The 23,230-nt window shown below is 67.7% G+C and carries 21 protein-coding genes; 7 read left to right on the top strand and 14 right to left on the bottom strand.

The window, feature by feature from the left end; all coding sequences use genetic code 11:
- From Q8O26_RS17225 to purL, 4 genes are all read right to left on the bottom strand, one after another.
- The coding region (locus Q8O26_RS17225; protein WP_305577812.1) for a paraquat-inducible protein A at positions 1-753 on the bottom strand (753 nt) is incomplete at its 3' end.
- A 212-nt stretch (positions 754-965) separates the two neighbouring features.
- Positions 966-1,301 carry a Grx4 family monothiol glutaredoxin gene (gene grxD / locus Q8O26_RS17220; protein WP_305577810.1) on the bottom strand — a complete coding sequence of 112 codons (336 nt, stop codon included), beginning with the start codon at positions 1,299-1,301 and terminating at the stop codon, positions 966-968.
- 39 nt (positions 1,302-1,340) lie between these two features.
- Complete coding sequence (locus tag Q8O26_RS17215) at positions 1,341-1,574, bottom strand: BolA family protein (protein ID WP_305577808.1); 234 nt, start codon at positions 1,572-1,574, stop codon at positions 1,341-1,343.
- Between the two features lie 17 nt (positions 1,575-1,591).
- Complete coding sequence (gene purL / locus Q8O26_RS17210) at positions 1,592-3,802, bottom strand: phosphoribosylformylglycinamidine synthase subunit PurL (protein ID WP_305577806.1); 2,211 nt, start codon at positions 3,800-3,802, stop codon at positions 1,592-1,594.
- A gap of 173 nt (positions 3,803-3,975) precedes the next feature.
- On the opposite strand from purL, the gene Q8O26_RS17205 reads away from it, so the two are divergent.
- Positions 3,976-5,199, top strand: a complete 1,224-nt coding sequence (locus tag Q8O26_RS17205; protein WP_305577804.1) for a pilus assembly protein — start codon at positions 3,976-3,978, stop codon at positions 5,197-5,199.
- 305 nt (positions 5,200-5,504) lie between these two features.
- Here the strand turns inward: Q8O26_RS17205 and purQ are convergent, their stop codons facing one another.
- From purQ to purC, 4 genes are all read right to left on the bottom strand, one after another.
- The gene (gene purQ / locus Q8O26_RS17200; protein WP_305577802.1) at positions 5,505-6,203 is read right to left on the bottom strand and encodes a phosphoribosylformylglycinamidine synthase subunit PurQ; all 699 of its coding nucleotides are present in this window, start codon (positions 6,201-6,203) and stop codon (positions 5,505-5,507) included.
- 14 nt (positions 6,204-6,217) lie between these two features.
- Positions 6,218-6,457, bottom strand: a complete 240-nt coding sequence (gene purS, locus Q8O26_RS17195; RefSeq protein ID WP_305577801.1) for a phosphoribosylformylglycinamidine synthase subunit PurS — start codon at positions 6,455-6,457, stop codon at positions 6,218-6,220.
- 113 nt (positions 6,458-6,570) lie between these two features.
- The gene (locus Q8O26_RS17190) at positions 6,571-7,242 is read right to left on the bottom strand and encodes a hypothetical protein (RefSeq protein ID WP_305577799.1); all 672 of its coding nucleotides are present in this window, start codon (positions 7,240-7,242) and stop codon (positions 6,571-6,573) included.
- A 10-nt stretch (positions 7,243-7,252) separates the two neighbouring features.
- A complete protein-coding gene (purC, locus tag Q8O26_RS17185; RefSeq protein WP_305577797.1) occupies positions 7,253-8,041 on the bottom strand; it encodes a phosphoribosylaminoimidazolesuccinocarboxamide synthase in 789 nt (262 codons plus the stop codon).
- Between the two features lie 329 nt (positions 8,042-8,370).
- Between purC and Q8O26_RS17180 the strand changes: the two genes are divergently transcribed.
- Positions 8,371-8,691 carry a DUF1476 domain-containing protein gene (locus tag Q8O26_RS17180; RefSeq protein ID WP_305577795.1) on the top strand — a complete coding sequence of 107 codons (321 nt, stop codon included), beginning with the start codon at positions 8,371-8,373 and terminating at the stop codon, positions 8,689-8,691.
- A 228-nt stretch (positions 8,692-8,919) separates the two neighbouring features.
- A complete protein-coding gene (locus Q8O26_RS17175; protein ID WP_305577793.1) occupies positions 8,920-9,852 on the top strand; it encodes a DMT family transporter in 933 nt (310 codons plus the stop codon).
- A gap of 3 nt (positions 9,853-9,855) precedes the next feature.
- Here the strand turns inward: Q8O26_RS17175 and Q8O26_RS17170 are convergent, their stop codons facing one another.
- The gene (locus Q8O26_RS17170; protein ID WP_305577791.1) at positions 9,856-11,049 is read right to left on the bottom strand and encodes a TrmJ/YjtD family RNA methyltransferase; all 1,194 of its coding nucleotides are present in this window, start codon (positions 11,047-11,049) and stop codon (positions 9,856-9,858) included.
- A gap of 127 nt (positions 11,050-11,176) precedes the next feature.
- On the opposite strand from Q8O26_RS17170, the gene Q8O26_RS17165 reads away from it, so the two are divergent.
- Positions 11,177-12,457 (top strand): MFS transporter, encoded by a 1,281-nt coding sequence (locus Q8O26_RS17165; protein ID WP_305577789.1) that lies wholly within the window; start codon positions 11,177-11,179, stop codon positions 12,455-12,457.
- A gap of 4 nt (positions 12,458-12,461) precedes the next feature.
- Here the strand turns inward: Q8O26_RS17165 and Q8O26_RS17160 are convergent, their stop codons facing one another.
- Positions 12,462-13,649 carry a nitrate/nitrite transporter gene (locus Q8O26_RS17160; RefSeq protein WP_305577787.1) on the bottom strand — a complete coding sequence of 396 codons (1,188 nt, stop codon included), beginning with the start codon at positions 13,647-13,649 and terminating at the stop codon, positions 12,462-12,464.
- Positions 13,650-13,949: 300 nt separating this feature from the next.
- Between Q8O26_RS17160 and Q8O26_RS17155 the strand changes: the two genes are divergently transcribed.
- Positions 13,950-15,170, top strand: coding sequence for an NADP-dependent isocitrate dehydrogenase (locus Q8O26_RS17155; RefSeq protein ID WP_305577785.1), 1,221 nt, complete (start codon positions 13,950-13,952; stop codon positions 15,168-15,170).
- Positions 15,171-15,675: 505 nt separating this feature from the next.
- On the opposite strand, the gene Q8O26_RS17150 is transcribed toward Q8O26_RS17155, so the two are convergent.
- Entirely contained in the window at positions 15,676-16,017 is a 342-nt protein-coding gene (locus Q8O26_RS17150; protein ID WP_305577783.1) for a hypothetical protein, read from the bottom strand.
- Between the two features lie 157 nt (positions 16,018-16,174).
- Here Q8O26_RS17150 and Q8O26_RS17145 point away from each other — a divergent pair, with 157 nt between their 5' ends.
- Entirely contained in the window at positions 16,175-16,618 is a 444-nt protein-coding gene (locus Q8O26_RS17145) for a GNAT family N-acetyltransferase (protein ID WP_305577781.1), read from the top strand.
- Between the two features lie 21 nt (positions 16,619-16,639).
- Here the strand turns inward: Q8O26_RS17145 and Q8O26_RS17140 are convergent, their stop codons facing one another.
- The 3 genes from Q8O26_RS17140 to recA all read right to left on the bottom strand — a co-directional run bounded on the left by Q8O26_RS17140 (position 16,640) and on the right by recA (position 21,911).
- Positions 16,640-17,803, bottom strand: a complete 1,164-nt coding sequence (locus Q8O26_RS17140) for a cyclic nucleotide-gated ion channel (RefSeq protein WP_305577779.1) — start codon at positions 17,801-17,803, stop codon at positions 16,640-16,642.
- An 83-nt stretch (positions 17,804-17,886) separates the two neighbouring features.
- A complete protein-coding gene (gene alaS / locus Q8O26_RS17135; protein WP_305577777.1) occupies positions 17,887-20,544 on the bottom strand; it encodes an alanine--tRNA ligase in 2,658 nt (885 codons plus the stop codon).
- A gap of 287 nt (positions 20,545-20,831) precedes the next feature.
- Entirely contained in the window at positions 20,832-21,911 is a 1,080-nt protein-coding gene (recA, locus tag Q8O26_RS17130) for a recombinase RecA (RefSeq protein ID WP_305577775.1), read from the bottom strand.
- Between the two features lie 280 nt (positions 21,912-22,191).
- Between recA and Q8O26_RS17125 the strand changes: the two genes are divergently transcribed.
- The coding region (locus tag Q8O26_RS17125) for a fumarate hydratase (RefSeq protein ID WP_305577773.1) at positions 22,192-23,230 on the top strand (1,039 nt) is incomplete at its 3' end.

Below are 23,230 nucleotides of genomic sequence, written 5' to 3'. Positions count from 1 at the left end.
CTCGGGCGGGATGTCGGGCGAGGTGACGAGGGTCAGCAGGTAGAACAGCTTCAAGAACGGAAAGAAGATAGAGAACAGGAACAGCACCACCGTCAGGAAGTACTCCTGGTTCTCGAACAGCGCCCATATGATGGTCGCGATCGAGTGCTCGTTGGTCCACACGTAGACGGTTGTGAAGCGGATCACCGGCAGAATGATGCCAAGCGCGAAGAACACCGTCGCCAGGATGATGAGGAAGCTCAGCACGAAGTTGCGGAACGGCGAGAGCGGCTTCGTCATCACCGTTTGCGTTTTGGGCTCCCCGAGGGCCGCGAGCCCCTCGGTGCGCAGCCACGCATAGGACAAGATCATCAACACGACGGCGGCGGTGAAGAAATAGACGCCGCTCAGGCTCGCCGCGTCGTAGATCCCTTGCGCCTTGATGAAGAAGATCGTCAGCGCCAGCACCAGCACGTCGTGCATCGACCACTTGCCGAGCCATTCGAGCGCCTTGAGGCGGCTATGTTGGCGTGTGATCTCGGCCGCGGGCAGCGTGGACACGAGCAGCAGGTAGAGCAGCTTCAGGACAGGCAGCACGATCGAGAAGATGAGCACCGTGCCGCCGAGGAACGTCTGCCCGTCGGCGATCAGCACTTCGACGGTCGACAGCAGCGAGTGCTCTGTAGTCCAGAACACGTATTTGGTGAGGCGGATGATCGGCAGCGAAATACCGAGCGCAAGGCAGACAGCCGCGCCGATGATGGCGAGGCTCAACAGAAATCGCCGGCCTCCCAAACGCATCAGTCTATTGCTCCGCACGGGCCCGATTGTCCGGGCTCGAGCCTAACAGGAGCGGGCAGGAGCGGCAAAACTTTGTCCGCAGCCGCGCCAACCGGCATTCGGTCAGAGACAACAGGAGCGAAAGCGCTCGACTATCCGATTGCCGATTGCCGATTGCCGATTGCCGATTGCCGATTGCCGATTAGTTACCCGTGGTTGGTGTGCGCGATGCCCTTGGTATGGATCAGCTCATGCAACTCGCCGGCCTGGAACATCTCGCGCACGATATCGCAACCACCGACGAACTCGCCCTTGACGTAGAGCTGGGGGATGGTCGGCCAGTTGGAATAGTCCTTGATGCCCTGGCGTACATCGTCGGCGTCGAGCACGTTGACGCCTTTGAAGGGCACGCCGAGATAGTCGAGGATCTGGACGACCTGGCCGGAAAAGCCGCACATCGGGAACTGCGCCGTGCCCTTCATGAAGAGCACCACGTCGTTGTTCTTCACCTCGGCATCGATCTTGTCGTGAGCTGTGGTCATTGGTTTTCTCGCTCGCGGCGTCAAGGGCCGCTCAAGACGTCAGGTGGGCGCGCCGGTGGTGAGCGCCAGCGCATGGAGGGTGCCGCCCATCTTGCCCTTGAGGGCGGCATAGACCAGCTGATGTTGTTGCACACGGGACTTTCCGCGGAAAGCCTCCGACACGACGGTGGCGGCATAATGGTCACCGTCACCCGCCAGGTCCTTGATCTCGACCCGCGCATCGGGGAGCGCTTCCTTGATCATCCGCTCGATATCGGCTGCAGCCATCGGCATGGGACGCGTACTCCGGTTCAGGCGGCCCGCGCCATGAAGGCGGGGAACCACGACTCGAAGGCATCCTTCAAGTCCTTTACCAATATGGGTTCCTCACCCGGCAGGGTCAACGCGGGTCCGCCCGTGACGCCGAGCCGCGTCAGTTCGATACCGGCACCGGCGGCGCGCGTCGCCAGCGTCTCGACATCCTCCGGCCGGATGGAGACGACGTAGCGCGCCTGATCCTCGCCGAACCAGAAGGCGTGGGCCGGCAGGTCGTGCGACAGGCTCTCGACGGTCAGGCCCATGGCGGAACTGATCGCCATCTCCGCCAGCGCCACGGCGAGCCCGCCGTCCGATACGTCATGGCAGGCGCTGATGAGGCCCTCGCCGATCAGCGCGCGGACGAATTCGCCGTGGCGGCGCTCGGCGGTGAGATCGACGGGCGGCGGTGCGCCCTCCTCACGGCCGCAGACGTCGCGCAGATAGACCGACTGGCCGAGCCAGCCCTGCGTGGCGCCGACGAGGAAGACCTGCTCGCCCGCATGTTTCGGCGCGATCGCGACACTCGCCTGGAAATCGTCGAGCACCCCGACGCCGCCGATGGTCGGCGTCGGCAGGATCGCCCGGCCCTGGGTCTCGTTGTAGAGCGAGACATTGCCCGAGACGACGGGGAAGTCGAGGGCGCGGCAGGCCTCGCCGATGCCGCGGATGCAGCCGACCAGCTGGCCCATGATCTCCGGCCGCTCCGGATTGCCGAAATTCAGGTTGTCGGTGATGGCGAGCGGCCGAGCGCCGACCGCCGACAGGTTGCGGTAGACCTCCGCCACGGCCTGTTTGCCGCCCTCCACCGGATCGGCCTCGCAATATCGGGGCGTCACGTCGCAGGTCATGGCAAGGCCCTTCGGCCCGTGCTCGACGCGGATGACGGCGGCATCGCCCCCCGGCCGCTGCACGGTATTGCCGAGGATGATCGAATCGTACTGCTCGTAGACCCAGCGCTTCGATCCGAGTTCCGGCGTCGCCATCAGCTTGAGCAGCGCGGCGCGGTTCGACAGCGGCGCGGCGACGCTCTCGGCAGCGATCACCGGCAGGACCGGGCTCGCCACATGCGGGCGGTCGTAAAGCGGCGCCTCGTCGCCGAGTTCCTTGATCGGCAGGTCGGCCATGACCGCGCCGTTGTGCTTGATGACGAAGCGCAGCGTATCGGTGGTATGGCCGATTACCGCGAAATCGAGCCCCCACTTGCGGAAGATGGCCTTGGCCTCCTCTTCCTTCTCCGGCTTCAGCACCATGAGCATGCGCTCCTGGCTCTCCGACAGCATCATCTCGTAGGCGGTCATGCCGGGCTCGCGGGTCGGCACGTTCTCCAGGTGCAGCTCGACACCGAGATCGCCCTTGGCGCCCATCTCCACCGCCGAGCAGGTCAGGCCGGCCGCGCCCATGTCCTGGATGGCGATGACGCAGTCCTTCGCCATGATCTCAAGGCAGGCCTCGAGCAGCAGCTTCTCGGCGAAGGGGTCGCCCACCTGCACGGTCGGACGCTTCTCCTCCGCGCCCTCCCCGAACTCGGCGGAGGCCATGGTGGCGCCGTGGATGCCGTCGCGGCCGGTCTTCGAGCCGAGATAGACGATGGGCATCCCGATGCCGGTCGCCTTGGCGTAGAAGATGCCGTCGGTGCGGGCGAGGCCCACAGCCATGGCATTGACGAGGCAATTGCCGTCATAGCGCGTGTGGAAGCCGACGAGCCCGCCGACGGTGGGCACGCCGAAGGAATTGCCGTAGCCGCCGACACCGGCCACCACGCCCGCCACCAGATGGCGGGTCTTGGGATGGGCCGGGTCGCCGAAGCGCAGGGCATTGAGCGCCGCGATGGGCCGGGCGCCCATGGTGAAGACGTCGCGCAGGATGCCGCCGACCCCGGTCGCCGCGCCCTGATAGGGCTCGATGTAACTCGGGTGGTTGTGGCTCTCCATCTTGAACACCGCGGCGAGCCCGTCGCCGATGTCGATGACACCGGCATTCTCGCCCGGCCCCTGGATCACCCAGGGCGCCTTGGTCGGCAGGGTCTTCAGGTGCAGGCGGCTAGACTTGTAGGAGCAGTGCTCGTTCCACATGGCCGAGAAGATGCCGAGCTCGGTGAAGGTCGGCTCGCGCCCGATCAGATTCAGGATGCGCTGGTACTCGTCCGGCTTCAGGCCATGGCTGGCGACCAGTTCGAGGGTGATCTTCGGTTCGTTGGGGATCATGCCGTCGTCCGTCCCGGGGGCCCGTCTCGCAAGCGATGCACTTAACCGCCGCGCCCCCGTTTCGCAACGGCGAAGCACACTTTCCGATGTGGAACGCCCCGGGAGGCACGGGATTTGATCTGTGATGCCCGGAGGACGGCGCCGGACGGGGCGTTTGTCCGGGAGCGACACAGATGCAGGCGAAACTGTCCCGATTCAGGTCCGACACCCGCGCCAATGTGGCGCTGATCTTCGGTATCGCGGCCCTGCCGATCTTCGGCATGGTCGGCGCCGCGGTCGACTATACCCGCGTCTCGCGCATGCAGGTGCAGATCCAGGCGGCGCTCGATTCCGCTTCGCTGGCGGTTGCCAAGGACTCCCGCAGCCTCTCCCCCGCCGGGCTCCAGGAGGCCGCCAACAGGGCCTTCGCCGGCAATTTCACGCCGCCGGCCGACCTCAGCCTTGGCACGCTGGGCGTCACCCGCGACGGCAACACCATCCGCCTTGCCATTTCCGGCTCGCTGCAGACCACCATCGCCGCGACGATGGGCGTCTCGTCCATGCCTCTGACCGTCGTGTCGAAGACCTCCTGGAACGAGCCGAAGATCGAGATCGCCCTCGTTCTCGACAATACCGGCTCCATGGCCGGCAGCGGCAAGATGACGGCGCTGAAGACGGCGGCGATCGACCTCATCAACGAGCTGGAGGCGGCCCGCGTCTCGACCGATCAGGTCAAGATCGCCGTGGTGCCCTTCGTCAATCAGGTCCGCATCGCCACGAGCTTCCGCAACGAGGCCTGGATGCGCTTCGACGGCGCCGGCCTGCCGCCCGCCATCGTGACGACCCAGACCGCCTGGACCGGCTGCCTCACCGACCGCAACCAGCCCCACGACATCGCCGACACCGCCCCGACCACCAGCGACACGCGCTATCGCGGTGTCAGATGCGACAACACCGGGCTGGCCACGGTCCAGCCGCTGACGACGAATTTCTCCGCGCTGCGCGCCACCATCAACGCGATGAACCCGGTCGGCACCACGAACATCACCATCGGCATGCAGATGGGCCTCGCCGTCATGTCGTCCGGGCTGCCCTTCACCGAGACGGGATCCTCCCCCGACGTCCTGCGCTACATGATCCTGCTGACCGACGGCGACAATACCGAGAGCCGCTACGTGCCCTTCAGCAACACCATGGCCGCCCCGGTGATGGACCCGCGCACGACCCTCGCCTGCAACGCCGTCAAGGCCGCGGGGATCACGCTGTTCACCGTGCGCGTCATCAACGGCAACCAGAACCTGCTGCGCGCCTGCGCCACCGACCCGTCCATGTATTTCAACGTGACCAGTTCGGGCGGCATCGGCGATGCCTTCAAGGCCATCACCAGCATGATCAAGCGCATGCGCCTGTCGGCGTGAGCCCGCTCGGGGGTGGCCGGCGGTCGAGCTCGGCCGCCGCTACCGTGCAGGCCGGCTGCCCTGCACGATCGAGGTGCGTCCTTCGAGGCTCGCCCCTCAGGCTCGCACCTCAGGATGAGGAGGGTGGTGTCTTGCCCCCCGGCTCACGGCGCGCAACCCTGTCTGGCCTCATCCGACGTCGATCCAGCCCACCACCCTCTTCATCCTGAGGTGAGAGCACCGGCGATGCGCAGCATCGCCCTCTGGCGAGCCTCGAAGGACGCACTCAGGTTGTGCAGTTCATGCAACAGGCAGACGACAGCCGGTTACGCCGTCTGCAGCGCCTCGGCCAGGCTCTCGAACAGGGCGCGTCCGTCGGTCGAGCCGATCGCCGGGTCCACGTGGTTCTCAGGGTGAGGCATCATGCCGAGCACCCGGCGGTTCTCCGAGACGATCCCGGCAATGGCGTTGGTCGCGCCGTTGATGTTGGCGGCGGGCGTCACCGCGCCGCTGGCGTCGCAGTAGCGGAACAGCACCCGGCCCTCGTCCTCGATCCGCCTGAGCGTCTCGGCATCGGCGATGAAATTGCCCTCGCCATGGGCCACCGGCACCTCGATCACCGCCCCCGCATTGTAGCGGCGGGTGAACGGGGTGCTGGAACTCTCGACCCGCAGATGGACGTTGCGGGCGATGAACTTCAGCTGCGCATTGCGCATCAGCACACCCGGCAGCAGGCCCGCCTCGCAGAGGATCTGGAAGCCGTTACAGACGCCGAGCACGAGACCGCCGCGCGCCGCATGCCGGCGCACCGCGTCCATGATCGTGGCGCGGGCGGCGATGGCGCCACAGCGCAGATAGTCGCCGTAGGAGAAGCCGCCCGGCAGCACCACGAGATCGGTGCCGGCGGGCAATTCGCTGTCGGCGTGCCAGACGAGCGTCGGCTTGACGCCGGAGGTCAGTTCCAGCGCATAGGCGATGTCGCGCTCGCGGTTGGATCCGGGAAAGACGAGGACGGCGGCCTTCATCGGCTGTGCTCCCGTCAGACCAGTTCGATGCGGTAGTTCTCGACCACCGTATTGGCCAGCAGCTTCTCGCAGGCCGCCTTGACCGCCGCCTCGGCCGCCGCCTTGTCCATGTCGCCGATCTCGAGATCGAAGACCTTGCCCTGGAGGACAGCGCCGATGCCGTCGATGCCGAGGCTCTTCAGCGCCCCTTCGATCGCCTTGCCCTGCGGATCGAGGACGCCGGTCTTCAGCGTGACGGTGACGCGGGCCTTCATCGGGCGCTCCTTCGAGGCGTGGGCGGGAATGAGGGTCCGTCTAGACCGCCGCGCCGCCGCAATCAATGACGGAATCGGCGGAGCGCGGCATGCGGTGCCCGCCAGGGCCGCCGTCACAGATTGGCGTCGGCGACCGTCCTCACCGCATCCGCGACCGGGCCGGCCTTGTCGCCGATGACGATGACGACCTTGACCGCGGCCCCGCTCTGCCGCCCGAGCACGGCGGCATGGGCGAGGCGGGCCGGCCCGTTCTCGCGCCGCATCTCCAGCTGGAACCCGGTGAAGGCGCGGTGGCGCAGCGGGCGGGTGCGGCTCGCGACGCGGTGCGGCATGCGCCGCGCGGCGACGGCGGCCGGCACGGTACGCTGTGCCGCCTCGACCAGCGCGATGCGGCGGCGATTGCCTTCGGCGAGCCGCGTCACCAGCGCGCCGGGCTGACGCAGGCTGCGCATCAGCGTGCGTGCCTCGGCGCCGCGCGCCTCGATCACCGCGACGGCGATGCGTTCGGGGCAGGCCGCCGCCGGGCAGGCGCCGACCGAGACCGGCGTCACGGTGTCGCGGGTGATCCAGGCGCCGGTGGGCACGAAGACCCAGGGATTGTCGGAATCGCGCGCGGCGATGTCCGGTCGCGTCGTCACGCCATCGACCGCCACCGGCACATAGGCGCAGGAGGCGAGGACGACGGTGGCGAAGACGGCGAGGAAGCCGGCACGCAAAAGCGCGAAGGTTTCGCCGGCGGCAGCCGCCGGCGCGTCCGAGCTCGGCCTGCGCGCAAGAAGGCGCATGGCGCTGGTGTCACTGCACCAGGACGGGACCGGTCGGGCGCTCGTTCTCGCCCATCACGCCGAGCCGGCGCGCCACTTCCGTATAGGCCTCGATCAGACCGCCGAGATCCTTGCGGAAGCGGTCCTTGTCCATCTTGTCGTTCGACTTGATGTCCCAGAGCCGGCACGAATCGGGGGAGATCTCGTCGGCGACGACGATGCGCATGACATCGTTCTCCCACAGGCGACCGCATTCCAGCTTGAAGTCGATCAGGCGGATGCCGGCGCCGAGGAACAGGCCGGAGAGGAAGTCGTTGACGCGGATCGCCAGGGCGATGATGTCGTCGATCTCCTGCGGAGTCGCCCAGCCGAAGGCGGTGATGTGCTCTTCCGAGACCAGCGGATCGTTCAGCGCGTCGTTCTTGTAGTAGAACTCGATGATCGAGCGCGGCAGCTGCGTGCCCTCTTCGATGCCGAGGCGCGTCGACAGCGATCCCGCCGCGACGTTGCGCACCACCACCTCGAGCGGGATGATCTCGACCTCGCGGATGAGCTGCTCGCGCATGTTCAGCCGGCGGATGAAATGCGTCGGCACGCCGATGTCGTTCAGCTTCGAGAAGATGTACTCGGAGATACGGTTGTTGAGCACGCCTTTGCCGTCGATCACCTCATGCTTCTTGGCATTGAAGGCGGTCGCGTCGTCCTTGAAGTGCTGGATGAGGGTTCCGGGCTCAGGGCCTTCATAGAGAACCTTGGCCTTGCCTTCGTAGATGCGGCGCCGGCGGCTCATGGGGATATACCGTGTCTTGAGGAAGTCCATCTCTCACCAGGTGTCCGGTTTGCCGGTCTCCGGCGACGGAGCATAAGGTCGATCGGCGCGTACCGATCAGAATCGGGCGCGCTGAGCGTATACCCACTGGGCCTTCCTATCCGATCGTTCGCGATTGCACAATGAAATCGGTCGGTGCCGGCCGGGGCTGGACCTGGATCGGATCGGCGAGCCCTGCGTGAAAACCCGTGGTGCGACGCCTTTGCTCTCGCCAAGGTGGGGACGGCACGCCTATATGCAAGTCTGACGGGGACATGCCCCTTCCCGGCGGGTCCGACGATCCGCTACCGACACACGGACCTAAGCCCGAGGACAAGCCGATGAGCACCTTCGACAAACGTCAGGAAGGTTTCGAGAAGAAATTCGCCCATGACGAGGAACTGCGCTTCAAGGCGACCGCCCGGCGCAACAAGCTCCTCGGCCTCTGGGTCGCCGAGAAGATCGGCAAGACCGGCGAGGACGCCGACGCCTATGCCAAGTCCGTCGTCATGGCCGATTTCGAGGAAGCCGGCGACGACGACGTGTTCCGCAAGGTGAAGGCCGATCTCGAGGCCGCAGGTTCCGACCAGTCCGACCACCAGATCCGCCGCACCATGGATGAACTGATGGCCACCGCCATCGCCCAGGTGCAGAACGGCTGAGGCATCCGCCTCGGCAGTGACCTTGCAAGGCCGTCGGGCGCTGTCCGGCGGCCTTTTTCGTCGCGACGGACCCCGGTTCGCGTCAGAACGGCTCACCGCGCGGTTACGCCCCGCGGGCGCGCCACTGCCCTGTGCGCCACTGCCCTGTGCGCCACGCGCTTGTCGGCGCCGGCCCGAGCGGGCATCTCAGCCTGCCGCGCTCCCTTGCACATCCGGCTCGACACGCTCATGGCTCACGCCGACCAGGCGCCCCCATCGTCCGCCTCCACCGCCGCCCCGCCCGCCGCGGGCCGCAGCGCGCTGTTCGGCTTTGCCTGCGGCGCCGGCGCGGCGCTGATCTGGGGCGTTCAGGCCGTGGTGTCGCGGCAGTCGGTGGCCGATGGGCTGGGGCCGGTCGACGTCACCATCCTGCGCTTTCTCACCGCGGCGCTGGTGCTGATGCCCTTCGCGCTCGCCCGGCTGAAGCCCTTTCCGGTCGGCCGCCTCGGCTGGAAGCGCTCGCTGGTGCTGACGCTCCTCGGCGGCGCGCCCTTCGCCACCGTCCTCGTCGGCGGCTCCACCTTCGCCCCCGCCCTCCATACCGCGGTGATCGGCCCCGGCCTGATCCCGGTCTTCACCGCCGTCCTGTCCTATGCCTGGCTGAAGGAGCGCACGCCCCCCGCCCGCATCATCGGCCTCGCGCTCATCGTCGGCGGCATCGGCCTGTTCTCGTGGCGGGCCGTGGTGGAGATCGGCCAGGGCGAGGCCTGGCGCGGCGACCTCCTCTTCGTCACCGCCGCCGCCATGTGGTCGGTCTTCGCCATCCTCGCCAAGCGCTGGGGCGCCGACGCCTTCGACCTCACCATCACGCTGTCGATCCTGTCGCTGGTGCTGCTGCCCTTCCTCGCCCTGCTGGCGCCGGTGAAGATCGCGACCGTCGGCCTGGCGCCCGTCGTGCTCCAGGCGCTCTACCAGGGCCTCCTCGTCGGCGTCGGCTCGGTCTTTCTCTACGCCACCGCCAACCAGGTGCTGGGCGCGGCCCGCGCCACGCTTTTCCTGCCCCTCGTCCCGGCCATCACCGCCATCGCCAGCGCCGTGCTGATCGGCGAATGGCCCTCGCTCACCGAGGTCCTCGGCATGGTCGTGGTGATGACCGGCATGACGGTGGCGATCAGGGCCTGACGGTCAGGCTGCGCCGCCCGCCAGCAGCACCTCGAGCCGGTCGAGCGCCGCAGGCGGATCAGACTCCACGCCGCGCGCCTCCATGACGATGATGCGGTAGCCGCGCGCGGCGAGCCAGGCGCGCTTCTCGGTCCGCCGCTCGGCCGCCTCGTCCCCTTGCGTATGCGGATCGAAGTCGATGACGACGCGCAGGTCGAAGGAGACGAGATCGGCCACGTGCGGGCCGATCGGCACGGCGCGCTTGAAGCCGCGGCCGGCAAAGCGGCGGTCCTTGACCATCACCTCCCACAGCGCCTTCTCGGCCTCGGTCGGGTTGCGGCGGATGAGGCGGGAAATGCCGCGGATCGGCGCCGTGCCGCCGCTCAGCCCCTTGGTCGAATCGGCGAGGAAGTTGCGCAGCGCCTCGGCACCGTCGGGCGTCAGGGTGGCGCCCCGCGCCGGGCCCTTGGCGCCCTCACCGAGCGCCGTGATCACCCCGTGCAGCGTCGCCACGTCCTGCTGGGTCGGCTGCATGCGCTGGAAGATGTTGCGCAGGTTGATCACCATGCCCTCGCGCTTTTCCGGCGGGCGGAAGAACTCGACCCGATCGAGGGCCTTCTCCAGCGAGGCGAAGAAGGCCAGCATCTGCGCCTTGGTGGCAGGCTCGGAGCGCTCCTCGCCCTGATGCGGCAGCACCGCGCCATGGGCCTGGGAGAACCATTCGTAGCCCAGCACCAGCACCGCCTGGGCAAGGTTCAGCGAAGAGAAGGCCGGGTTCACCGGATAGGTCAGGATGGCATTGGCCAGCGCCACCTCGCCGGCGAGCAGGCCGTTCCGCTCGCGTCCGAAGACGACGCCCACCGCCTCCCCCGCCGCAACCCGCGTCACCAGCCCTGCCACGGCTTCCCGCGGTCCGACGACCGGCTTGACCTGGTCATGGCCCCGCGCCGTGGCGGCATAGGTATAGGTCAGGTCGGCGATCGCCTCCTCGAGGGTCGCATAGACCTCCGCCTCGTCGAGGACGCGGTTCGCCCCCGACGCCGCCGGATAGGCCCGCGCCTGGGGCCAGCCGTCACGGGGCGCCACCAGCCTCAGCCGCGACAGCCCGAAATTCGCCATGGCGCGCGCCGTCGTGCCGATGTTCTCGGCCATCTGCGGCTCGACCAGGATGACGACGGGGCTGCCCGTCAAGGGGGCGGAGGGCGGGGAAAGGGTCATGGGCTCTGCGGCTGGCCTAAGAAGGGGCGCCTATACCGGCAAATGACCTTTGAGGGAATTGGCCCCGCCGTCGCGAGGGGCCATCATGGCGCCGCGCCGCGGCAAGACGGCGCGGGAGGATGAGAGCATGCGCCTGCCCGTCTACTATGGCTGGGTCATCGTCGCGGTGACCTTCGTCACCATGGGGATCGGGGTCAATGCCCGCACCGCCTTCTCGCTCTTCTACGCCCCCATCATCAACGAGTTCGGCTGGGACCGCGGCCTCACCGCCGGTGCCTTCTCCTTCGGCTTCCTCGCCTCGGCGGCGCTTTCGCCCCTCATGGGCAAGCTGATGGACCGCACGGGTCCGCGCACCGTGATGGAGCTCGGCGTCGTGCTGATGGGCGCCGGCCTGCTCCTCGCCCCGCTCACCACCCAGCCCTGGCACCTCTATCTCACCATCGGCTTCCTCGTCGGCTCGGGTTCGGTCTGTCTCGGCTATTCCGGCCAGTCGCTGTTCCTGCCGAACTGGTTCGTGCGCAACCGGGGCCTTGCCATCGGCATCGCCTTCGCCGGCGTCGGGATCGGCTCGGTGACGCTCCTGCCCTGGGTCCAGACCATGATCGACGGCGCCGGCTGGCGTCAGGCGAGCACGGCCATGGGCCTCTTGATCCTCGTCGTCCTCGCCCCGCTCAACCTGCTGCTGCGCAAGCGCCCGCAGGACATGGGCCTGGAGCCCGACGGCGACGCGACGCCACTGCCCAATGCGGAACCGCCGCGCTCCAATGTCGTCGACGCGGCCTGGGCGGCCACCGACTGGACGTTGTCGCGCGCCCTGCGGACCAAACGTTTCTGGTGGCTGGCGCTTGGCTATTTCGGCGCGCTCTATGCCTGGTACGCGGTGCAGGTGCACCAGACCAAATATCTGGTCGAGATCGGCTTCGGCTCCACCGCCGCCGCCTGGGCCCTCGGCTTCGTCAGCCTGCTCGGCATTCCCGGCGGCATCGCCCTCGGCGCCCTTTCCGACAGAATCGGCCGCGAGTGGATCTGGTCGATGTCGGTCGGCGGCTTCGCCCTCTGCTTCATCGCCCTCATCGCGCTGGAGAAAAACCCCTCCTTCCTCCTCGTCTACGCCATGGTCGCCGTCCAGGGATTCCTTGGCTATGGCCTCACCTCGATCCTCGGGGCGGTGGTCGCCGAGATCTTCCAGGGCCGGCATTTCGGCACCATCTTCGGCACCCTCATGTTCGTGGCGCTGTCGGGCGGGGCCGCCGGGCCCTATGTCACCGGCCTGATCCACGACCTCACCGACAGCTACCGCCTCGCCTTCATGATCGGCATCGCGGTGAGCCTGGTCTCCGCCGCCGCCATCTGGCTCGCCGCCCCGCGCCGGGTCCGGGTGGTGGCAGGACGGATGAAGCCGGCGTGAGGGATCAGCGCCGCGCGCTGGCCGGCGTCAGCGCATAGACGAGCGTCGCGGCCAGCAGCACCGCCGCGAGCACCCCGTGCATGCGGGCGAAGGCGGCAGCCTCGCCGAGGCCCTGGGCACGGCCGAGGTCGATGAGCCAGCCCGAGCCGGTCTGCACCAGCGCCGCGCCGCCGATGAAGAGGAAGTTCATCAGCGTCATGCCGCGCCCGACCAGATGGTCGGGAAAGAAGGGGCGCATATGCGCCATCAGGATCGTATAGCTGAAGCCGCAGAAGCCGATGGCGACGAAGGCGAGCGCGGCCCAGAACGCCGTCTGCACGCCCGAGATGGCGAGCGCGGCGAGAATGCCGACGAGGGCGAAATTGCCGAGGAGGGCCATCGCCTTGGCGAAGCCCCAGCGGCTTTCGATCCAACCGAAGAGGAAGGCGCTGGCCGTCATGGCCAGCGCCATGAACAGCGCCACGTCGCCCTGCGCCAGAGCATCGAGCCCGACGACCTTTTCGAGGTAGGGCGCGACCCACAGGCCGCGCAGCGTCACGGTGATGGCATAGCTGAAGATGACGATGGGCACGAAGGCCCAGATGACGCGGCTGGCGACGATCTGGCCGATACCGGCAAAAATGCCGCCGCCCGCCTGCCGGGCGAGTTGCGGCGGATCCTTGAGGAACAGCACCGCCATGACGAAGGCGAGCACATAGAGCCCGCCGAGCCCCATCATCGCCTGGCGCCAGCCCCAGGCCTCGGCGGCATAGGCGAGCGGCGTCGTGCCGATGAGATTGCCGATCGAGCCGAAGCCGAGCAGGAGCGAGGCGAGGAAACCGAAGCGGTGCGGCGCATTCACCCGGGCGAAGACATAGAGCGCCCCCATGAACACCGGCGAGCAGCCGACCCCGATCAGCCCCATGGCGAGGGCCCCGACCGCGGCATTGGGCGCGAAGGGGAACAGCGCGACGCCGATGCCGCCCACCGCCATCAGCGGCAGCACGGTGCGCCGCGGCCCCAGCGCGTCGAGCGCCCATCCCACCGGAAACTGCATCAGCGCGAAAACGATGAACCAGGCCGAGCTCATCGCCGCGAGCTCGGTGGCGCCGATCTGCATGTCGCCCATGATCTTCGTCGCCAGCACCGAGAGGAACGAGCGGAAGAAGATCGAGAGGATGTAGGCGAGGAGAAGGGCTGCGAAGGTCTGCATCGGCCCTCCATCGGGCTTGGGCGGCGGGGGTGCTGGTGCCGAAGGCGGCGCTGCACATAGCCGATCCGGAAGCAGCCGGTCAGCGGCTTTTGCGGGGGGCTGTCATCCGCGCGGCTGTGCCGACGGGGGGCAGCGCCCGCCGGCTTTGCCAGCGCATGTCCGACCTTCTTCTCCCTTACCCCCTGCCCGCTCCTCTGCTAAGACGCGCGCGCCAGTCGCGGGGGCCCGGGCTCACAGAGCGCATGTCCGGTGCACCGAGGCTGAGTCCCCTCTGCTCCAGCGCTCTCAAGCAGGCCGACCATGTCGAAGATCAAGGTCGCGGGAACCGTCGTCGAACTCGACGGCGACGAGATGACCCGCATCATCTGGGACCTCATCAAGAAGAAGCTCATCCACCCCTATCTGGATGTGAATCTCGAATATTACGACCTCGGCGTGGAGCACCGCGACGCCACCAACGACCAGGTGACGATCGATTCGGCCAACGCCATCAAGAAGCACGGCGTCGGCGTCAAATGCGCCACCATCACCCCCGACGAGGGCCGCGTGAAGGAATTCGGCCTGAAGGAAATGTGGAAGAGCCCGAACGGCACCATCCGCAACATCCTCGGCGGCGTCATCTTCCGCGAGCCGATCATCTGCAAGAACGTGCCGCGCCTCGTCCCCGGCTGGACCCAGCCGATCGTCGTCGGCCGCCACGCCTTCGGCGACCAGTACCGCGCCACCGACTTCAAGTTCCCCACCGCCGGAACCCTGACCATCAAGTTCGTCGGTGACGACGGCAAGGTCATCGAGCGCGAGGTCTTCAAGGCCCCCGGCTCGGGCGTCGCCATGGCGATGTACAATCTCGACGATTCGATCCGCGACTTCGCCCGCGCCTCCTTCAACTATGGCCTGGCCCGCGGCTATCCGGTCTATCTGTCGACCAAGAACACCATCCTGAAGCAGTATGACGGCCGCTTCATGGAGATCTTCCAGGCGGTCTTCGATGCCGAATTCAAGGCCGAGTTCGACAAGAAGAAGATCCATTACGAGCACCGCCTGATCGACGACATGGTCGCCTCGGCGCTCAAGTGGTCCGGCGGCTATGTCTGGGCGTGCAAGAACTACGATGGCGACGTGCAGTCCGACATCGTCGCCCAGGGCTTCGGCTCGCTGGGTCTGATGACCTCGGTGCTGCTGACGCCCGACGGCAAGACCGTCGAGGCCGAGGCCGCCCACGGCACGGTGACGCGCCACTACCGCGAGCACCAGAAGGGCAAGGAGACCTCGACCAACTCGATCGCCTCCATCTTCGCCTGGTCGCGCGGCCTCGCCCATCGCGCCAAGCTGGACGACAACGCCCAGTTGAAGCGCTTCGCCGACGAGATGGAGAAGGTCTGCGTCGACACCGTCGAGGCGGGCTACATGACCAAGGACCTCGCCCTGCTCATCGGCGCGGACCAGAAGTGGCTCTCCACCACCGGCTTCCTCGACAAGGTCTCGGAGAACCTCTCCACCGCCATGGGCAAGTGGAACTGACGCACGGGGCTCGCGCCGCGTGACAAGAGGCCGTCCGGAGCGATCCGGGCGGCTTTTTCGTGAAGACGCCGGCCGGTGCGGCCGTTCACGGCCGATTGCCTGAAACCGGATGCCCGGGCGCCCTGCATCACGCAAGTGCGTCCTTCGAGGCTCGCTGTCGCTCGCACCGCAGGATGAGGAGGGTGGCGGATTGCCGGACCGTGCGATGAGGCTATCGCCCGCACCGCAGCCTGTTGCTGATGCCACTCACCACCCTCCTCATCCTGAGGTCCGAGCGCCCGGCGATGCGTCAGCACCGTCCGGCAGCGAGCCTCGAAGGACGCACTTCGCGGATGCAGGTCTGAAAAGCAAACGAGAGGCGCCGCGCGCCGCGACACGTCATGCCCGGGCTCGTCCCGGGTATCCACGACTTGAACACGGCGGAACGGGAATTCGTGGATGTCCGGGACAAGCCCGGGCATGACGGATTGCGCTGGGGCTGAAAGGCCGATCCCGGCCGCACCCTTCAGGCCAGGAAGTCGAACAGCGATCCGAGATCGTCGCCGCCGCCGAGGGCCTTGGTCGTCACCTCGTCGGCCTTTGAGGGCGTGTCCCGCGCCCAGGACGCCCGCGCCATGGCGATGGTCATCGAGGCTTCGAGCCCCTCGTTGGTCGCGGCGAAGAGGCTGTCGGCATTGCCGGTGTCGATGCCGAAGATGGAGAGCGCCGCATTGGTGGAGGGATCGACGCCGAAAATCTGGCTGGTCATGGCCGACGAATTCGCCAGCCCCTGCGCCGCGCCGAAGCTGCGGCTGGAGCGAAACGACTGCATCGTATCCCAGGCGCTCGGACCGAGACTGGAGACCATGTCGGAAATCCTTTCCTCCCACCCATCATCCCCCCGGATCCTTAACATTGCGTTGCCGCCCGCCGGCTGACCGATCGCCGGAGGTGATGGCGGCGATGACGAAAGCGCTCTGGACGCGACGGCGCGCGTCGCCACACTGGCGGCTGAGGAGAGCCGCATGACCCTGACCACCCGCGAACTGACGCCCGCCGACCGCGCCGCATGGGAGCCGCTCTGGCGCGGCTACCAGGCCTTCTACAAGGTCGACATCCCCGCCGCGACGACCGACGTCACCTGGGCACGCTTCCATGACCCCAGCGAGCCCATGTGGGCCTATGGCGCCTTCCAGGGCGAGCGGATGGTCGGCATCGTCCACGCCATCCTGCACCGCTCCTGCTGGACCGTGGAGGACTATTGCTACCTGCAGGACCTCTTCGTCGATCCGACGGTGCGCGGCAGCGGCGCCGGCCGCGCCCTCATCGAGACGGTCTATGCGATCGCGAAAGACAAGGGCGCCGGCCGCGTCCACTGGCTGACGCACGAGACAAACGAGACCGCCATGCTGCTCTATGACCGCATCGCCGACAAATCCGGCTTCCTGCAGTACCGCAAGATCTTCTGAACTGCCGGGACCGGCGGCGCCTCAGGCGCCGCGGTCCTCCTCGGCGGCCCAGGCCTCGGCCACCGCGGCGATGACGAGACCGATGGCCGGGCGCGTGGTCATCAGGTGGTGCAGTTCCTCGGCATCGAGGGAGAGCACCTTGACTCGGCTGGTCGCCCGCACCGTGACGTCGATCGGCCGTCCGTGCAGCACCGCCGCCTCGCCGAAGCAGCGGCCGGCGCCGAGCGTGCGGCGCTCGCCCCCCGCATCGGCCTCTACCTCGCCCTCGGCGATGACGAACATGGCATGGGCCGGCTGGCCGGCCCGGCAGATCAGCGCCCCGGGCTCATAGGTGGCGCTGGTCACCGCCCGCATCACCTCGGCCACCGAGGCCGCATCCAGCCCCGAGAACAGCGGCACGCCGGAGACCATGCTCCAGGTGACGACGAAGTCGCGGCGCTGGATCTCGCGGGCGAAGGCGGTGGCGATGATGCCGACCGGCAGTGCCAGCATGGCGATGCCCGTGACGGCGGTGACGCCGGCGATGAGCTTGCCGGCGGGCGTCACCGGAAAGACGTCGCCGTAACCCACCGTGGTCAGGGTGATGACCGCCCACCACAGGGCATCGGGAATAGTGGCGAACTTGTCCGGCTGGGCCTCCTGCTCGGCCAGCCGCATCGCCGCCGCGGCGATGATGAGGACGCCGAGGAAGATGATGAGCGAGGCACCGAGCGCCCGCCGCTCGCTCCACAGGGCTTCGGTCAGGCTGGCGAAACCGGGCGAATAGCGGGCGAGCTTGAAGAACCGGGCGAGCCGCAGCAGCAACAGGAACCTGAGGTCGATCCCGCCGATCAGGCTGACATAGAAGGGCAGGATCACCAGCAGGTCGACGACCATGGCCGGGGAGGCGGCATGCCTCAGCCGGGCGCGTAGCGGCGACATCGACTGGAGCAGCGGATGCTCCGGCGCGGTCCACAGCCGCACGCCAAATTCGATCGTGAAGATCACGGTGGAGACGATCTCGACGATGACGAAGACCGTGCCGTAGCCGGCGGCGATCGAGGGCACCGATTCGAGGATGACGGCGAGCACGTTGACGATAATGAGCGCGATCAGCGTCACATGGACGCCGTCCGCCAGGGCCGAGCCGGCGAGGCCCTTGTCGAGCAGTTCATAGACGCGCCGTCGCAGCCCCGTCGCCGCCATGATCCCCCCGTCGTCGGACCGACACCGCGACACCCTGCCGCGCCGGGGCCGGGCCCGTCAAACCGGGCCGGCGCGACGGGATCTCAGGCCGCGGCGAGCGCGGCCTCGATGGCGGCGAGCGCGGCCTCGGCCTGATGACCGTCCGGCCCGCCGGCCTGGGCCATGTCGGGGCGGCCACCGCCGCCCTTGCCACCCAGCGCCTCGGAGCCGATCTTGACGAGGTCGACGGCATTGACCTTGCCGGCCAGGTCGGCGGTGACGCCGACGACGATGCCGGCCTTGCCGTCCTCCGACACGCCGACGATGGCGACGATGCCCGAGCCGATCTGCGCCTTGCCGGCATCGACGAGGCCCTTGAGGTCCTTCATCTCGATGCCGGTGACGCTCTTCGCCAGCAGCCTGAGGCTGCCCACCGTCTTGACCGGATCGGCGCCGGCGGCGCCGCCGCCCATGGCGAGCCTCTTCTTCGCCTCGGCGAGTTCGCGCTCCAGCCGGCGACGGTGATCGACCAGCGCATCGACCCGGGCTTCCACGTCGGCCACCGAGGTCTTGACGAGGCCGGCGACCGCTTCGAGCCGCCGCGCCTGTTCGGCGAGATGACGCCGTGCGGCATCGCCGGTCATCGCCTCGAGCCGGCGCACGCCGGCGGCGACAGCCCCCTCGCCCACCACGGTGACGAGGCCGATATCGCCGGTGCGCGCCACATGGGTGCCGCCACAGAGCTCGACGGACCAGCCCGACGCGGTCGAGCCGGCCGGCGTCGGCCCCATCGAGACGACGCGCACCTCGTCGCCATATTTCTCGCCGAACAGCGCGCGGGCGCCGGAGGCGATGGCGTCCTCCTGGCCCATCAGGCGCGTCACCACCGGCGCATTGGCGAGCAGCACGCGGTTGGCGATGTCCTCGACACGGGCGAGGTCGGCGTCCGCGATGGGCTTGGGATGGGAGAAGTCGAAGCGCAGCCGGTCGGGCGCGACGAGCGAGCCCTTCTGCGCGACGTGGTCGCCGAGCACCTGGCGCAGCGCCTCGTGCAGGAGATGGGTGGCCGAATGGTTGGCGCGGATGGCCGCCCGGCGGCCCTGGTCGACGTCGAGCTGCACCGCCTGGCCGACGGTGAGCCGCCCTTCCGCAACGGTGACGGCATGGACGAAGAGATCGCCGAGCTTCTTCTGCGTGTCGGTGACGGCGGCGCGCGCGCCCTCGCCGCTCATCGCGCCGCGGTCGCCCTGCTGGCCGCCGGACTCGCCGTAGAACGGCGTCTGGTTGACGACGACGAGGCCGGTCTCGCCGCTCGCGAGGCCCGCGACCTCGGCGCCGTCCTTCAGCACGGCGAGGATCTGGCCCTCCGACGTCTCGGTGTCGTAGCCGAGGAACTCCGTGGCGCCGGTCTTCTCGCGCACCGCGTACCAGACCGTGTCGGTGGCAGCTTCCCCCGAGCCCGCCCAGGCGGCGCGGGCCTTCTGCTTCTGCAGAAGCATCGCCGCCTCGAAGGCCGCGGTGTCGACGCCGATGCCGCGCGGACGCAGCGCATCCTGCGTCAGGTCGAGCGGGAAGCCGAAGGTGTCGTAGAGCGTGAAGGCGGTTTCGCCGGAGAAGGTCGCGCCCTCGCCGAGTCCGGCCGATTCGGTGTCGAGGATCGACAGGCCGCGCTCCAGAGTCTTGCGGAAGCGGGTTTCCTCGAGGCGCAGCGTCTCGACGATGAGGCCCTCGGCGCGCACCAGTTCCGGATAGGCCTGGCCCATCTCGCGCACCAGCGTCGGCACCAGCTTGTGCATCAGCGGCTCCTTGGCGCCGAGCAGCGAGGCGTGGCGCATGGCGCGGCGCATGATGCGGCGGACGACATAGCCGCGGCCCTCGTTGGAGGGCAGCACGCCGTCGGCGACGAGGAAGGAGGCGGCGCGCAGATGGTCGGCGATGACGCGGTGCGAGACCTTGTGCGCGCCGTCCGGCTCGACGCCGGTCTCCACGGCGCTGGCGCCGATCAGCGCGCGCATCAGGTCGATCTCGTAATTGTCATGGGTGCCCTGGAGCACGGCGGAGACGCGCTCGAGGCCCATCCCCGTATCGATCGAGGGGCGCGGCAGGTCGGTGCGGATGCCGCCGGCCTGTTCCTCGTACTGCATGAACACGAGATTCCAGATCTCGATGAAACGGTCACCGTCCTGATCGGCCGAGCCAGGCGGGCCGCCCCAGATCTTTTCGCCGTGGTCGTAGAAGATTTCGGAACAGGGCCCGCAGGGCCCGGTATCGCCCATCCGCCAGAAATTGTCGGAGGTCGGGATGCGGATGATCTTCGACTCCGGCAGCCCCGCGATCTTCCGCCAGAGGTCATGGGCCTCCTGGTCGTCGGAATAGACAGTGACGAGGAGCCGCGACACCGGCAGCTCGTACTCCCTGGTGATCAGGGTCCAGGCATGATGGATGGCCTGTTCCTTGAAATAGTCGCCGAAGGAGAAATTGCCGAGCATCTCGAAGAAGGTATGGTGGCGCGCGGTGTAGCCGACATTGTCGAGGTCGTTGTGCTTGCCGCCGGCCCGGACGCATTTCTGCGCCGTCGTCGCCGTCGTATAGGGCCGCTTCTCGACGCCGGTGAAGACGTTCTTGAACTGCACCATGCCGGAATTGGCGAACATCAGCGTCGGGTCGTTGCGCGGCACGAGCGGCGAACTCTCCACCACGGCATGGCCGTTCTTGGCGAAGAAATCGAGGAAGGTCTTGCGGATCTGGTTGACGCCGGTCATGGCCCGAACTTGAGGGTTGCGGCCGGGCCCGGGACGAGCGCGGCCTGAAGTCTGATCGGCGGGTGTTCTAGAACATTTTTAGCCGGAGGGAACCGCTTTCGATGGCGATCCCCTGCCCGTGACGCTGCAAGGGAATGGCGATGGCACCCGGACCGGAACTGCGAATGCCCGAAAGTCCCGCGTCCTCCCGCCTGTCCCGGCGCCGAAACCCGGGCGAATCCCGCCCCCGAATGCGCAAAAGACCGGGCGAACCCGGCCTTCGTCGCGCCCGGCGGAACAGCCCGCCCTCAGTCCGGGCTGTCGACGTCGCCGTCCGGCTCGACATCGCCGAGGATCTTCTCGGCGATCAGGCCGGCGTTCTGGCGGATCGCCGCCTCGATCTTGCCGGCCATGTCGGGGTTCTGCTTGAGGAAGGCCTTGGAGTTCTCGCGGCCCTGGCCGAGCCGATTGCTGTCGTAGGAGAACCAGGCGCCAGACTTCTCCACCACCCCGGCCTTGACGCCGAGATCGATGAGCTCGCCCATCTTCGAGACGCCCTCGCCATACATGATGTCGAACTCGACCTGCTTGAACGGCGGCGCCAGCTTGTTCTTCACCACCTTCACGCGGGTCTGGTTGCCGACCACCTCCTCGCGGTCCTTGATCGCGCCGATGCGGCGGATGTCGAGGCGCATCGAGGCATAGAACTTCAGCGCATTGCCGCCGGTGGTCACTTCCGGCGAGCCGTACATGACGCCGATCTTCATGCGGATCTGGTTGATGAAGATCACCATGGTCTTCGACTTGGAGATGGAGGCGGTCAGCTTGCGCAGCGCCTGGCTCATCAGGCGGGCCTGCATGCCCGGCTGGTTGTCGCCCATCTCGCCTTCGAGCTCGGCGCGCGGGGTGAGCGCCGCAACCGAATCGATCACCACGACGTCGATGGCGCCTGACCGCACCAGCGTGTCGCAGATCTCCAGCGCCTGCTCGCCGGCATCGGGCTGCGAGATCAGGAGGTCGTCGAGATTGACGCCAAGCTTGCGGGCATAGACCGGGTCGAGCGCGTGCTCGGCATCGATGAAGGCGCAGACGCCGCCGGTCTTCTGCGCTTCGGCGATCGTGTGCAGCGCCAGCGTCGTCTTGCCGGAGGATTCCGGCCCGTAGATCTCGATGACGCGGCCGCGCGGCATGCCGCCGATCCCGAGCGCGATGTCGAGCCCGAGCGAGCCGGTCGAGATCGCCTCGATCTCCACCAGCTTCTCGTTCTTGCCGAGCCGCATGATGGAGCCCTTGCCGAAGGCACGCTCGATCTGGGAGAGAGCGGCGTCCAGCGCCTTGGTCTTGTCCATGGATGAACCTTCGACGAGTCGCAGTGCGGCCTGACTCATGGCGGTAGCTCCCCTGTGCTGGCAAGGCCTGTTGGCCGAAACCTGTGTTTAATTGACCGTACACGGTTTGTTCTGATCGGCAAGTTCTTTTTTTGTTCTCACCGCCCCTGCTGACACGATCCGGTACGAGCCCCCTTTCCCGCCGCCGCGCCGCGCCCCTCGTCGCGGCCGGCTCCTGCCGCAAGCTGGAACGCCTTCAAACTGGCGCGGCGATGGCTTATGGGATTTGCCTCACCTCGGCCGGGACGCAAAGCCCGGCCCCTTCGACGGGACCGCCCTGATGAACGCTCCGCTCGCCGCCGGCGCCTATTCGCTCTTCCCCCTGGCGAAGGACGACACGTCCTATCGCAAGCTGACTGCCGAGGGCGTCCGGGTCGAGACCGTTCTGGGCAAGGAGGTCGTGGTGGTGGACCGCGAGGCGATCCGCCTGCTCTCCGAACAGGCCTTCGTCGACATCAACCACCTGCTGCGTCCGGGCCACCTCGCCCAGCTGCGCCGCATCCTCGACGACCCGGAATCAACGTCGAACGACAAGTTCGTCGCCTATGACCTCCTGAAGAACGCCAACATCGCCGCCGGCGGCGTGCTGCCGATGTGCCAGGACACCGGCACCGCCATCATCATGGGCAAGAAGGGCCGGCTGATCTGGACCGAGGGCGACGACGAGGCGGCGCTCGGCCAGGGCGTGCTCGACGCCTATGCCAAGAAGAACCTGCGCTATTCGCAGGTCGCGCCGCTTTCGATGTTCGAGGAGACCAACACCCGCAACAACCTCCCCGCCCAGATCGAGATCTATGCCGAGGGCCGCGGCGATCACGACGCCGCCTACAAGTTCCTGTTCATGGCCAAGGGTGGTGGCTCCGCCAACAAGAGCTTCCTGTTCCAGGCGCCGCCCTCGATCCTCACCCATGACCGGATGATCAAGTATCTCCACGAGAAGATCCTGACGCTCGGCACCGCCGCCTGCCCGCCCTACCATCTCGCCATCGTCATCGGCGGGCTATCCGCCGAGCACACGATGAAGACCGCCAAGCTCGCCTCCGCCCGCTATCTCGACGGCCTGTCGCAGCAGGGCTCGGAATTCGCCCATGCCTTCCGCGATGTCGCCATGGAGGCCGAGATCCACAAGCTGACCCAGGCCATGGGGGTCGGCGCCCAGTTCGGCGGCAAGTATTTCTGCCACGACGTCCGCGTTATCCGCATGCCGCGCCATGGCGCCTCGCTGCCCATCGCCATCGCCGTGTCCTGTTCGGCCGACCGCCAGGCCCTCGGCAAGATCACCCGCGACGGCGTCTTCCTCGAGGAACTGGAGCATCACC

Origin of the sequence: Phreatobacter sp., assembly GCF_030691135.1 — a bacterium.
Taxonomy (GTDB): Bacteria; Pseudomonadota; Alphaproteobacteria; order Rhizobiales; family Phreatobacteraceae; genus Phreatobacter.
Note: the sequence above shows the minus strand (reverse complement) of the source record. Positions and strands in the feature narration are given on the sequence as shown.

Bases quoted from the DNA above. Each gene is read 5' to 3' on its own strand.
- purL (WP_305577806.1), bottom strand. From the start codon at position 3,802: ATGATCCCCAACGAACCGAAGATCACCCTCGAACTGGTCGCCAGCCAT.
- Q8O26_RS17175 (WP_305577793.1), top strand. From the start codon at position 8,920: ATGGCTCACGCCGACCAGGCGCCCCCATCGTCCGCCTCCACCGCCGCC.
- Q8O26_RS17180 (WP_305577795.1), top strand. From the start codon at position 8,371: ATGAGCACCTTCGACAAACGTCAGGAAGGTTTCGAGAAGAAATTCGCC.
- Q8O26_RS17155 (WP_305577785.1), top strand. From the start codon at position 13,950: ATGTCGAAGATCAAGGTCGCGGGAACCGTCGTCGAACTCGACGGCGAC.
- purC (WP_305577797.1), bottom strand. From the start codon at position 8,041: ATGGACTTCCTCAAGACACGGTATATCCCCATGAGCCGCCGGCGCCGC.
- Q8O26_RS17160 (WP_305577787.1), bottom strand. From the start codon at position 13,649: ATGCAGACCTTCGCAGCCCTTCTCCTCGCCTACATCCTCTCGATCTTC.
- purQ (WP_305577802.1), bottom strand. From the start codon at position 6,203: ATGAAGGCCGCCGTCCTCGTCTTTCCCGGATCCAACCGCGAGCGCGAC.
- Q8O26_RS17145 (WP_305577781.1), top strand. From the start codon at position 16,175: ATGACCCTGACCACCCGCGAACTGACGCCCGCCGACCGCGCCGCATGG.
- Q8O26_RS17215 (WP_305577808.1), bottom strand. From the start codon at position 1,574: ATGCCGATGGCTGCAGCCGATATCGAGCGGATGATCAAGGAAGCGCTC.
- grxD (WP_305577810.1), bottom strand. From the start codon at position 1,301: ATGACCACAGCTCACGACAAGATCGATGCCGAGGTGAAGAACAACGAC.
- Q8O26_RS17205 (WP_305577804.1), top strand. From the start codon at position 3,976: ATGCAGGCGAAACTGTCCCGATTCAGGTCCGACACCCGCGCCAATGTG.
- alaS (WP_305577777.1), bottom strand. From the start codon at position 20,544: ATGACCGGCGTCAACCAGATCCGCAAGACCTTCCTCGATTTCTTCGCC.
- Q8O26_RS17190 (WP_305577799.1), bottom strand. From the start codon at position 7,242: ATGCGCCTTCTTGCGCGCAGGCCGAGCTCGGACGCGCCGGCGGCTGCC.
- Q8O26_RS17150 (WP_305577783.1), bottom strand. From the start codon at position 16,017: ATGGTCTCCAGTCTCGGTCCGAGCGCCTGGGATACGATGCAGTCGTTT.
- Q8O26_RS17165 (WP_305577789.1), top strand. From the start codon at position 11,177: ATGCGCCTGCCCGTCTACTATGGCTGGGTCATCGTCGCGGTGACCTTC.
- Q8O26_RS17170 (WP_305577791.1), bottom strand. From the start codon at position 11,049: ATGACCCTTTCCCCGCCCTCCGCCCCCTTGACGGGCAGCCCCGTCGTC.
- purS (WP_305577801.1), bottom strand. From the start codon at position 6,457: ATGAAGGCCCGCGTCACCGTCACGCTGAAGACCGGCGTCCTCGATCCG.
- recA (WP_305577775.1), bottom strand. From the start codon at position 21,911: ATGAGTCAGGCCGCACTGCGACTCGTCGAAGGTTCATCCATGGACAAG.
- Q8O26_RS17140 (WP_305577779.1), bottom strand. From the start codon at position 17,803: ATGGCGGCGACGGGGCTGCGACGGCGCGTCTATGAACTGCTCGACAAG.